Raw genomic sequence first — 11,615 nt, 5'->3', positions numbered from 1 at the left:
TTTTTATTATTGTTCTTTTTTCACTTTTACACGAGGTAATATTTTTTGTAACGGTACTTTTCGAACTCTTTCCCATGTAGCAGGATTCATTGGGTCATACTGCTCTAAGAAAGCGATAACCTCTTTTGTAATTGGTGTTGGAGTAGAAGCGCCTGCTGTAACAGCTACGTTCTCGACACCTTGTAGCCATTCTAATTTGATTTCACTTACGTCTGCAACGCGGTATGCTTTCGTACCAGCGATTTCTTGTGATACTTGTGCTAAACGGTTTGAGTTATTACTTTTCGGATCACCAACAACAATTGTTAAGTCTGCAACATCAGCTTGTTTGGCAACCGCTTCTTGGCGAACTTGAGTTGCTAAACAAATTTCCTTATGGAATTCTGCTGTTGGGAATTTCTTCTGAATGTCCTCCATTAAATGTTGAACATCCCATTGACTCATCGTTGTTTGATTTGTAACTAAAATTTTATCCGTTGGAATTTCTAATGTCTTTAAATCATCGGCTCTTTCGATAAGATGAACGATATCAGGTGCGATACCAACTGCGCCTTCTGGTTCTGGATGATTTTTTTTGCCGATATAAATGACATGGTAACCTTCAGCTTTCTTTGCTTCAATAAGGTCATGTGTTTTTGTAACATCTGGGCAAGTGGCATCAATTGTTGTTAAACCTTTTTCTTTTGCACGTTGTTTAACTTCTGGAGAAACACCGTGTGCAGTGAAAATAACAGTACCAGAATCGATTTTATCTAAAATGTCTAATCGACTTGGACCATCTAATGTGATGATGCCATCTTCTTCGAATGCATCTGTTACATGTTTGTTGTGAACAATCATACCTAAAATATAAATAGGTCTTGGTAATGATGTATCTAATGCGGCGTTACGTGCAATAACCATCGCGTCCACAACACCGTAGCAATAACCACGAGGGGAAATTTTAACAATTTTCATATGAGTAATCCTCTCCTTCTAAACAAGGGATACTTTTGTGCATAGTCTTTTACATTATAAAGGAGGAGTGGATAGAAAACAAAGGATTGTTACACATATAGTTTTGGTTTTGTTGCTATTTTTTGAACAGGCTCCTCTCGTACTTCTTTTTCTATGACTGGCTCAATCACCATTTTTTTTCTTTTTCTTTTTTTGGATGGAGGATGTGGAGTTGCTACCTCAACCTTTTCTGTTACGTCTTCAGTTTGATCTTCGGTTGGATTTTCTTCCGTACTTTTTCCAGAGGTGAGAATTTTAACAATGCTTGGTAGGTTACGCATAATGGGACCGTACTGTTCGACGACAGGGCTTACAGATTGAACGACTTGTGATACTTTTTCGATATTATTTATCATAGTAGTTGGATTCGAAATTAAATTCGAAAAAAAACTACCGATGCCGCTACTTGATGTGGCTGTAGTTGCTGCACCGCCGCGCGTGTCGTTTGATTCATACATTTGAGGAGGGATCATTTGCTCGGGATGCTGCTGCATGTATGGTTGATATTGCTGTTGATATTGCTGCGGGTATTGGTGTTGGTATTGTTGCTGATATTGCTGCGGGTATTGAGGTGGCGGTTGCTGGTGCATCATTGGCGGTCCTTCCATTTGTCGATAAGGCGGAACCATTTGCATGTAAGGTTCGGTTGGATCGTGTTTTTTAAAGAGTTTAGCAAGAAATCCTTTCTTTTTTTGTGCCATCGGTGGTAGTTGTGGAATTGGATATGGTGTATAAGGTTGCTGCCCTGGATTCGGATACATTTGTCTCATGGGGGATTTTGGAAACATGTGAGAAATCCTCCTTTCTTCAGTTAGGTATATACACATACAATATGCAATAAGAGGAAAGAAGGTTAGTTTTTGAAGTAAAAACCTAAACTAAAGATGGATTTTACTTGTAGATTTCGATATAATGTAGACTTGACTGATTTGTGCGCGCAGTAGAAATTTAGAAAGAAGGTGTAACTTATGACACAACAAACTTTTACACAGTATGATTTTAAACCATTTTTAATAGATGCAGTTCGTGAACTACGCTTTACAGAGCCGACAGGAATTCAACAGAAAATTTTCCCGGTCGTGAAAAAAGGTGTAAGTGTAATTGGACAATCCCAAACAGGTTCTGGGAAAACACATGCATACTTACTTCCTACATTGAACAGAATTAACCCAGGTCGTGAAGAAGTACAACTTGTTATTACAGCGCCTACTCGTGAGTTAGCACAACAAATTTACGAAGAAATCGTGAAATTAACAAAGTTCTGTGCGGAAGATCAAATGATTACAGCACGTTGTTTAATTGGTGGAACTGATAAACAACGATCAATTGAAAAGTTGAAAAAACAACCTCATATTGTAGTTGGAACGCCAGGACGTATTAAAGACTTAGTAGAAGAACAAGCACTGTTTGTTCATAAAGCAAATACAATTATTGTCGATGAAGCAGACTTAATGCTTGATATGGGATTCATTCATGATGTAGACAAGATTGCAGCACGCATGCCTAAAAACTTGCAAATGTTAGTTTTCTCTGCAACAATTCCTCAAAAACTAAAACCGTTTCTGAAGAAATACATGGAGAATCCAGAGCATATTCATATCAATCCAAAACAAGTTGCGGCTGGAAATATTGAGCATTATTTAGTGCCTTCTAAACATCGTAACAAAATCGATTTAGTGAAAAGAATGTTACTACAATTTAAACCGTATTTAGCAGTTGTTTTCACGAATACGAAGAAAATGGCAGATCAAGTTGCTGACGGATTAACGGAACGCGGCTTAAAAGTTGGACGAATTCACGGAGATTTATCACCTCGTGATCGTAAAAAAATGATGAAACAAATTCGTGACCTTGAATTCCAATATATTGTTGCAACTGATTTAGCAGCACGTGGTATTGATATTGAAGGAATTAGTCATGTTATTAATTATGAACTTCCATCAGATTTAGATTTCTTCGTTCACCGTGTTGGAAGAACAGCACGCGCAGGCTATTCAGGTATTGCAGTGACGATTTATGATCCAGCAAACGAAGAAGCGTTAGATAGTTTAGAAAAACAACGTCATATCGAGTTTAAACATGTAGATTTACGCGGAGATGAGTGGGTGGATTTAGGTGAACGTCGTCGTCGTAAGAGCCGTAAAAAACCAAATGATGAACTTGATGTTATGGCAACGAAAGTTGTTAAAAAACCGAAAAAAGTAAAACCAAACTATAAACGTAAACTTGCAACAGAACGTGACAAAGTGAAAAGAAAATATAGCAATAAAAAAAGATAAGGGATTTCCCTTATCTTTTTTTATCCCGCTATTTACGGGGATAATAATCAGTGGAGAATGGAAAAAACAATTCACTACATATTTCTACAAATTATGCTATCATTATATCTATTGTATATTGAAGAGGTGATTGTATGTTAAAGATTGGATCTCATGTTTCTATGAGTGGTAAGAAAATGTTATTAGCAGCAAGTGAAGAGGCTGTTTCATACGGTGCAACGACGTTTATGATTTATACAGGTGCACCGCAAAATACAAGAAGAAAACCAATTGAAGAATTGAACATAGAAGCAGGAAGAAAACATATGGAACAAAACGGTATCGAAGAGATTATCGTACATGCGCCATATATTATTAATGTTGGAAATACGACGAAGCCAGAAACATTCCAATTAGGTGTAGATTTCCTTCGTATGGAAATTGAGAGGACATCAGCATTAGGTGTGGCGAAACAAATCGTTCTTCACCCAGGTGCGCACGTTGGTGCAGGGGCAGACGCTGGTATTCAACAAATTATTAAAGGACTGAATGAAGTATTAACGCCAGATCAGACGGTGAACATTGCGTTAGAAACGATGGCAGGAAAAGGAACAGAATGCGGCCGTAGCTTTGAAGAAATTGCAAAAATTATTGATGGTGTAAAATATAATGAAAAACTATCCGTATGCTTTGATACATGCCATACGCACGATGCAGGATATGACATTGTAAATGACTTTGATGGTGTATTAAACGAATTTGATAAGATTGTTGGTATCGATCGTTTACAAGTACTTCATATTAATGATAGTAAAAATGTACGCGGCGCAGGAAAAGACCGTCATGAAAATATCGGTTTCGGTCATATTGGCTATAAAGCGTTGCATCATATTGTGCATCATCCGCAGTTAACGCACGTACCAAAAATTCTGGAAACGCCATATGTAGGTGAAGATAAAAAAGATAAGAAGCCACCGTATAAATTAGAAATCGAAATGCTGAAAAATGGTACTTTTGATGAAGGACTTCTTGAGAAAATTAAAGCGCAATAAGCAATAAGGAGGGGAATATCCCCTCCTTATTTTAGTAGTTGCTGAAATAAAGTATTTACTTGTTGGGCAGTAGCGGGCGAGGTTACTTGAGCTATTTGTTTTAAGAGCGCTAGTCGTTCGTCATTATCGTAAATGTTAATATTCTTTCCTTTCATAAGTCCAACAATTTGATCAGCTTGTGCAGTCGTAATTGGAACGTCATATTCTTTACTATATTTCAATAATTCCTTTGTAGAAATATGATTTAATTTTTTATTTACAAGTTGTTTAATGAGGTTCATCGAGTTATCCTCCTTCACACGTTCTTCTATCGAAATATATGAGTACGTAGCTTGTACATATTCGTATAGAGTTTCTTTTTTCATGAGAAAAAGAAGCGTATGTTATAATATAAGGACAAAACTATAGAAAAAGAGTATAGGGAGGACTTATGGAGCAAAAGCAACATCGAAAAGAAAGTGTTATCCATCTTATTTATCGTTTAGTTATGATTATTTTTGGGGCAGCATGCGCAGCAGTAGCAATTGAATTATTTTTAATGCCAAATAAAATTATTGACGGTGGAATTATTGGTATTTCTCTTATATTAGATTATCTTACTCCTAATATTTGGTGGTTAAGTTTTTCTACTTTGGTCGTTATTCTCAATATCCCATTTATGTATTCGGGTTATAAGCAAATCGGAAAAACGTTCATGCTATCTTCGGCGTTCGGTATTGTAGCTTTAGCGTTTATTGAATCAACGTTACATGCTGTGCCGCCATTTACAACAGAGCCAATTTTAGCTACAGTGTTTGGTGGTCTTATTTTAGGTCTTGGTGTAGGGCTCGTTATTCGTCATGGTGGATCAATGGACGGAACAGAAATTATGGGTATTTTATTAACGAAGAAATTACCTTTCTCCGTTGGCGAATTTGTAATGTTTGTGAACTTATTTATTTTTGCATGGGCAGCATTTGTATTTGGTGTTGAACAAGCGATGTATTCTGTTATGACGTACTACATTGCATTCAAAACAATTGATACAGTCATTCAAGGTTTAGATGAAACGAAAGCTGTTTTAATTGTATCAGATCAATATGAGGAAGTATCAAATGCGATTTTACATCGTCTTGGTCGTGGAACTACAAAGCTTGTAGCGAAAGGCGGTTACACGGATAAAGAAAAAGAAGTGATTTATGCAGTTGTAACACGTCTAGAAGTGACAAAGCTAAAATCAATTGTGTATGAAATTGATGCGAATGCGTTTGTTACGATTATGAGTACACAAGAGACAAATGGTGGTAAGTTTAAATCAGCCATTCACTAAAAAATTATTTATAATATCTTTTGAAAGCAGAGAATTTTTCTCTGCTTTTTGTTATAATAGTAAGATTTCTTGAAAAAGTAGATATATTTTAGGCAGATTGGTTTACAACTATAATAAGCTGTACTATAATTCAAATAGATATAAATCGGAATCATTCTGAATTAAAATAGGTGAGATGCTATGAATAATATATTAGAAATAGAAGGATTGTCATTTCGATATGAAGATCGAAATGTGTTAGAAGATATAAATTTGCAAGTTCCGAAGGGAGCTTTTTTAGGTTTAGTTGGGCCAAATGGTTCAGGGAAATCAACTTTGCTAAAATGTTTATTAGGCGTTTTAAAGCCAAAACAGGGAAGCATTCGTTTGTTTGGTGTTGATAGTAAGAAGTTTAAAGAATGGAACAAAGTTGGTTATGTGTCGCAAAAGGCAAATAGCTTTAATTCTGGTTTTCCGGCAACTGTGTTTGAAGTTGTGTCAATGGGACTCGTTTCGAAAAAAGGGTTGTTTCGCTTTTTTACGAAAAACGATAAGAAAAAGGTAGAAAAAGCGATTGCTGATGTAGGAATGAGTGAGTTTCAAGGACGTAATATTGGAGAACTTTCTGGTGGACAACAACAGCGCGTATTTATTGCTCGTGCGCTCGTTAGTGATCCTGAATTACTTATTTTGGACGAGCCCACTGTTGGAATCGATGTGAAGAATGTAGAAAGTTTTTATGAGATATTAGAGGATTTAAACAAAAGGCTAGGAATTACATTAATTCTCGTTACGCATGATATGGGAGCTGTTACCGAGAAGGTAACACATGTTGCATGCTTAAACCAACATTTACATTTCCATGGAAATGTAGAAAAGTTCCGAGAGTTAGAAGATGCAGAAATGTCCGTCTTATATGGACATCATGTTCATCGTTTAGAACACGAGCATGAGCATCACGGGAGGATATAATGATACAAGATTTTTTACAATATGACTTTTTACGTAACTCTTTATATGCAGGGATTTTAATAGGACTTGTTGCGCCACTTATCGGTGTATTTGTTGTCATTCGTCGTATGTCGCTTATTGCAGATGCGTTAAGTCACGTGACATTATCAGGTATTGCTGCAAGTTTATTACTAGAAAAAACAATTTTCACAGGAGGATTTTTAAATCCGTTATATATGGGTATGATTTTTTCTATGGGTGGGGCGTTACTTATTGAAAAACTACGTACTGTATATAAACATTATCAAGAATTAGCAATTCCAATTATTCTTTCAGCAGGAATGGGGATTGGCGTTATTTTTATTTCACTTGCAAATGGATTTAACACAGATTTATTTAGTTATTTATTTGGTAGTGTAAGTGCTGTAACAAGTACGGATTTAATAATCATTGGCATTGTAGCAATTGTTGTTATTGTAACGATTACTTTATTATACAAAGAGCTATTTTTACTATCGTTCGATGAGGAATACGCTGTATCAACCGGTTTGAGTGCAAAGTGGATTCACTTTATTTTCATTATATTGGTTGCGCTTGTCATTGCGGTATCAATGCGTGTAGTAGGGGTTCTTCTCGTATCATCATTAATGACGTTACCAGTTGCAGCAAGTATTCGTATTGCGAATGGATTTAAACAAACAATTTTCTTCTCCATTTTATTTGGTGAAATTGCAGTAATTGGTGGAATGTTTGCTTCGTATCAACTTGATTTAGCACCAGGTGGTACAATTGTTATGATAGCGGTTCTTATTTTAATTGGTGCGATTTTATGGAAAAAGAAAAAAACTGCATAAAGTAGGGATAGATATGAATCTAACAGAAGCTTTACGCCTAATGAAAGATAAAGGATACAAACATACTGGGAAAAGGGAAGAAATGCTCAGGTTATTTGCAGCTCACAATCGTTATTTAACGGCGAAAGACGTTTTAGAGCATATGAAGGATGATTATCCAGGTCTTAGTTTTGACACGATTTATCGTAACTTAACGGTGTTTGCTGAAATCGGTGTTTTAGAACAAACGGAATTAAACGGTGAAAAACATTTTCGTTTTACATGTTCTATTATGGAACATCATCATCATTTTATTTGTTTAGATTGTGGAGGGACGAAAGAGATTACTTCTTGCCCGATGGATTTTATGAATAAAGATTTTAACGGTTATGAAGTAACTGGTCATAAGTTTGAAATATATGGCCGTTGTCCAAAATGTGCAAAGTAAAAGCTCGTCAGTTCTATAACTGACGAGCTTTTTTACGTAGAAAAGAAGGTTGCTCACAAATGTTGTGGGCAACCTTCTTTTTATTTTATTGTTCTTGTGTTTCTTTTTCTTTTTCTCGTTCAGCAGCCATTTCAGCAGCAATTACGTCGATTTCTTTTTTCAGTTCTTCTACCATTATTTCTTCTGGTACTTTACGAACGACTTGCCCTTTACGGAATAATAGTCCTTCTCCGCGCGCGCCGGCAATACCGATATCAGCTTCACGAGCTTCACCAGGACCATTTACAGCGCAGCCAAGTACTGCAACTTTAATTGGTACTTGTAGTGTAGAAATATACTCTTCCACTTCGTTAGCGATACTAATTAAATCAATTTCAATACGACCGCAAGTTGGACAAGAAATAAGTGTTGCTGCATTAGATGCAAGGCCGAATGACTTTAATAGTTCACGCGCAACTTTTACTTCTTCAACTGGGTCAGCACTTAATGAAATACGTAGTGTATTTCCGATGCCTTTACTTAAGATTGCTCCAAGACCAGCGGCACTTTTTACAGTTCCGGCAAATAACGTTCCAGATTCTGTGATACCTAAATGTAGTGGATAATCAAAAGCACGTGCAGCTTTTTCGTATGCTTCAATTGCCAAGTTAACATCAGAGGCTTTCATAGATACGATAATATCATGGAAATCTAAGTCCTCTAAAATTTTAATGTGATGTAGGGCGCTCTCAACCATACCATCTGCAGTTGGGTATCCGTACTTTTCCAAAATGTGACGCTCTAATGAACCTGCGTTTACACCGATACGGATTGGAATACCACGTTCTTTTGCTGCATTTACAACAGCTTCTACTTTATGGCGACGACCAATGTTACCTGGATTGATACGTACTTTATCAATGCCGCCTTCAATTGCTTTTAAAGCAAGGCGATAATCAAAATGAATATCAGCAACAAGTGGAATGTTGATTTGTTTTTTAATATCAGCAATAGCATTTGCTGCGCGTTCGTCTGGAACAGCAACACGCACGACTTGACAGCCAGCTTCTTCTAAACGTTTAATTTCAGCAACTGTTGCTTCAACATCATGTGTTTTTGTTGTTGTCATACTTTGTATAATTAATTCATTATTACCGCCAATTGTTAAATTACCGACTTTAACTGGACGTGTTTTTGTACGATGAGTCATTTCATTCACGAATAGATCGCTCTCCTTATAAAAGAAGTTTCTTATTTAGTCCCTTATATCAATGATAGTATACGTGATACAGGGCTATAGAAACCGAAGTGCTCGGTTTCACTTTTACTATTGTATCAGCGCCTTTATGTAATTGACAAGGATTAAGTGATTGCTTATTGATATAACGGGAATTTATAAGACTTTCCAAGTTGTATTTTTGTAGCAGGTGTATTTTTATTTAATTGTTTAAAATCATCAATTACTTTTTCGATAGAAGGAATTTTTTTCTTATTAATCGCTTCTGTAATGGAAAGAACCGTATCACCTGTTTTGACTTCAATTGTTTTATAAGTGACATCTGTTTCTTTTTCCGCTTTGTTTTCTTTTTTTTGTTTTGTATTTGTACTTTCTTGTTTTATCGTTTCGGCCGCATTTGTCTTTTTATATGAACTTAACATCGGCAAAGTGCCAATCTTTATATCGTAATAAAATATATAACCAAGAACAAGCACAAATAAGAATATACCTAATCTCTTCATATTCTTCACTCCTTTGCTAGGAATATATGCTTGTCCAAAAAAAAAATGCCTATTTAGACATTTTTTTCGTTCGGTTTTGGAATTTCTTTAATTGTTAAGTATAGAACAATTAAAACAACTGCGATATAAATGAATGTTGAACCAGGTACAACGATTTTGAATAAATCCATAATCATAAAGAAGATTGTTGGAATTGTGTAGCTGTAAGCAGTTAACGTCCATACTTGCTTATAAGATAATTTACGTTGACCACTCATAGCAGAACCGATAAACGCAAGTAAAGTAATTCCTAAGAAAGTAATGAACAATTGGAATAGATATACTAACACGCCGATAACAGCTAGTAAAATTGGATAAATACTATCGAATACTGAAATGAAATCTTGCAAATCTTTTTTCTCAAGAGATGTGCCTAATAAATCATTGTAGGAGTATGTTTGCGTCTGGCCATTTCCTATAGAAACTACTTTATCTTTTAAAATAAATAAACCAGTTTTATTTTGATACTTTTCGATATCTGTTGTATTTGGATCAAATACGAAAAGAGCATCTCCCTCTTCTTTTTGAATAGGTTGTTCAATATCAGCTTTTAGTTCACCATTTTCGATTTTAAAATCAGGTAAATCTTTTTCAATTGCTTGATTTACCATAGTAACACTATCTTGGATAAAGCTACCGTAAAAGAATGTTCTTGGAATAGTAGTGATTAGACAAAGTAGCATAATATACAAAATGGTTTTTCCGATTTTTTGAAAACGGAATAGCGCCATATCTTTAGGCGAATATACGCTTTTGACTAATTGGGTAAATATGGACATAGATTCACTTCCTTTATGTATGTATAAAATCATTGTAACGTAGGAATCTAGGGAATCTCAAGATATATTATATTTACATATAGTAGAGACAACTAAATTTCTTTTTATTAATTTTCTTCTTTTAAATGAGAAAAATACAATTGACACTTTTCTTTTCTATATGGTAAATTTATCTTACATTTCTTAAAGGATATATCCGATAGGAATTCCTTTATTTGATGTATTGTTACATACATAATTGTGGACCCTTAGCTCAGCTGGTTAGAGCAGACGGCTCATAACCGTCCGGTCGTAGGTTCGAGTCCTACAGGGTCCATATCCATTTCACGTGTTTATTATGTCAGTAGGAAGCTTCCTTGTAGAAGGGGGCTTTTTTTATGAAATATATGAGCATTTTAATTGAAAAGAAGTGGGAATTTTGCTACTTTAATGATAGCAAGACAATGTGATTTATTTGTTTGCACCCTATGGCAATTAGGGTAGAATGTAGTTGTATGTCACTTAAGTGGCAATACATAAACTGGGAGGAATATAACAATGGCAAAACACGAATTACCAAATTTACCTTATGCGTATGATGCTTTAGAGCCTCACTTTGACAAAGAAACAATGAACATCCATCATACAAAACACCATAACACGTACATCACAAACTTAAACGCTGCTTTAGAAGGTCATGCAGAATTAGCTGACAAAAGCGTAGAAGAATTAGTTGCAAACTTAAACGAAGTACCAGAAGCAATTCGTACAGCAGTACGTAACAATGGTGGCGGACATGCTAACCACACATTCTTCTGGACGATCTTATCTCCAAACGGCGGTGGACAACCAGTAGGCGAACTTGCAACTGCAATTGAAGCGAAATTCGGTAGCTTCGATGCATTCAAAGAAGAATTCGCAAAAGCTGGCGCAACTCGCTTCGGTTCTGGTTGGGCTTGGTTAGTAGTAAATAATGGTGAGTTAGAAGTAACAAGCACGCCAAACCAAGATTCTCCTCTAACTGAAGGTAAAACTCCAGTTATCGGTTTAGATGTTTGGGAACATGCTTACTACTTAAATTATCAAAACCGTCGTCCAGACTACATCGGTGCATTCTGGAACGTTGTAGATTGGAACGCTGCTGAAAAACGTTACCAAGAAGCAAAATAATTGTAATAACGATAGAAAAAGCTAGGAGAATGCTCCTAGCTTTTTTCTATGCTTTCCTTTTACATAATTGGGCTTGTCTTTGGAAGACTAGAACATGAAGTAA

13 protein-coding genes and 1 tRNA gene are annotated in these 11,615 nt (G+C 35.8%); 8 read left to right on the top strand and 6 right to left on the bottom strand.

Annotated features, from left to right (window positions below; genetic code table 11):
- Positions 1-6: 6 nt before the first annotated feature.
- Both PDQ68_RS03365 and vrrA read right to left on the bottom strand, forming a co-directional pair.
- Positions 7-957, bottom strand: coding sequence for a 4-hydroxy-3-methylbut-2-enyl diphosphate reductase (locus tag PDQ68_RS03365; protein ID WP_000706669.1), 951 nt, complete (start codon positions 955-957; stop codon positions 7-9).
- An 89-nt stretch (positions 958-1,046) separates the two neighbouring features.
- Positions 1,047-1,784, bottom strand: coding sequence for a VrrA/YqfQ family protein (gene vrrA, locus PDQ68_RS03360; protein WP_016718493.1), 738 nt, complete (start codon positions 1,782-1,784; stop codon positions 1,047-1,049).
- A gap of 180 nt (positions 1,785-1,964) precedes the next feature.
- On the opposite strand from vrrA, the gene PDQ68_RS03355 reads away from it, so the two are divergent.
- Both PDQ68_RS03355 and PDQ68_RS03350 read left to right on the top strand, forming a co-directional pair.
- A complete protein-coding gene (locus PDQ68_RS03355; RefSeq protein WP_000194029.1) occupies positions 1,965-3,275 on the top strand; it encodes a DEAD/DEAH box helicase in 1,311 nt (436 codons plus the stop codon).
- Positions 3,276-3,409: 134 nt separating this feature from the next.
- Positions 3,410-4,306, top strand: coding sequence for a deoxyribonuclease IV (locus PDQ68_RS03350; protein WP_000912466.1), 897 nt, complete (start codon positions 3,410-3,412; stop codon positions 4,304-4,306).
- Positions 4,307-4,332: 26 nt separating this feature from the next.
- Here PDQ68_RS03350 and PDQ68_RS03345 read toward each other — a convergent pair whose 3' ends face one another.
- Positions 4,333-4,587 (bottom strand): DUF2624 domain-containing protein, encoded by a 255-nt coding sequence (locus PDQ68_RS03345; protein ID WP_001048963.1) that lies wholly within the window; start codon positions 4,585-4,587, stop codon positions 4,333-4,335.
- A gap of 149 nt (positions 4,588-4,736) precedes the next feature.
- Here PDQ68_RS03345 and PDQ68_RS03340 point away from each other — a divergent pair, with 149 nt between their 5' ends.
- From PDQ68_RS03340 to PDQ68_RS03325, 4 genes are all read left to right on the top strand, one after another.
- Positions 4,737-5,615, top strand: coding sequence for a YitT family protein (locus PDQ68_RS03340; protein WP_000435958.1), 879 nt, complete (start codon positions 4,737-4,739; stop codon positions 5,613-5,615).
- Positions 5,616-5,795: 180 nt separating this feature from the next.
- Positions 5,796-6,566 carry a metal ABC transporter ATP-binding protein gene (locus PDQ68_RS03335; RefSeq protein ID WP_001059653.1) on the top strand — a complete coding sequence of 257 codons (771 nt, stop codon included), beginning with the start codon at positions 5,796-5,798 and terminating at the stop codon, positions 6,564-6,566.
- On the top strand, positions 6,566-7,399 hold the full coding sequence (locus PDQ68_RS03330) for a metal ABC transporter permease (protein ID WP_000613827.1): 834 nt from the start codon (positions 6,566-6,568) through the stop codon (positions 7,397-7,399). Before PDQ68_RS03335 ends, PDQ68_RS03330 begins: the two co-directional genes overlap by 1 nt.
- A gap of 13 nt (positions 7,400-7,412) precedes the next feature.
- Positions 7,413-7,826 carry a Fur family transcriptional regulator gene (locus PDQ68_RS03325; RefSeq protein ID WP_001054512.1) on the top strand — a complete coding sequence of 138 codons (414 nt, stop codon included), beginning with the start codon at positions 7,413-7,415 and terminating at the stop codon, positions 7,824-7,826.
- A gap of 85 nt (positions 7,827-7,911) precedes the next feature.
- Here PDQ68_RS03325 and ispG read toward each other — a convergent pair whose 3' ends face one another.
- From ispG to PDQ68_RS03310, 3 genes are all read right to left on the bottom strand, one after another.
- The gene (gene ispG, locus PDQ68_RS03320; RefSeq protein WP_011040674.1) at positions 7,912-9,015 is read right to left on the bottom strand and encodes a flavodoxin-dependent (E)-4-hydroxy-3-methylbut-2-enyl-diphosphate synthase; all 1,104 of its coding nucleotides are present in this window, start codon (positions 9,013-9,015) and stop codon (positions 7,912-7,914) included.
- 164 nt (positions 9,016-9,179) lie between these two features.
- Positions 9,180-9,545, bottom strand: coding sequence for a hypothetical protein (locus tag PDQ68_RS03315; protein WP_000825406.1), 366 nt, complete (start codon positions 9,543-9,545; stop codon positions 9,180-9,182).
- A gap of 53 nt (positions 9,546-9,598) precedes the next feature.
- Complete coding sequence (locus tag PDQ68_RS03310) at positions 9,599-10,363, bottom strand: DUF1189 domain-containing protein (RefSeq protein WP_061184075.1); 765 nt, start codon at positions 10,361-10,363, stop codon at positions 9,599-9,601.
- Positions 10,364-10,605: 242 nt separating this feature from the next.
- Between PDQ68_RS03310 and PDQ68_RS03305 the strand changes: the two genes are divergently transcribed.
- Positions 10,606-10,679: transfer RNA gene (locus PDQ68_RS03305), tRNA-Ile, on the top strand.
- 221 nt (positions 10,680-10,900) lie between these two features.
- Positions 10,901-11,512: a superoxide dismutase [Mn] gene (sodA, locus tag PDQ68_RS03300; RefSeq protein WP_001052031.1), complete on the top strand. Its 612-nt coding sequence runs from the start codon at positions 10,901-10,903 to the stop codon at positions 11,510-11,512.
- The last annotated feature ends 103 nt before the right edge of the window (positions 11,513-11,615 follow it).

It is taken from the genome of Bacillus cereus group sp. Bc010 (assembly GCF_027716745.1).
Classification (GTDB): Bacteria; Bacillota; Bacilli; order Bacillales; family Bacillaceae_G; genus Bacillus_A; species Bacillus_A pacificus.
This window is presented reverse-complemented; position numbering and strand designations above follow the sequence as displayed.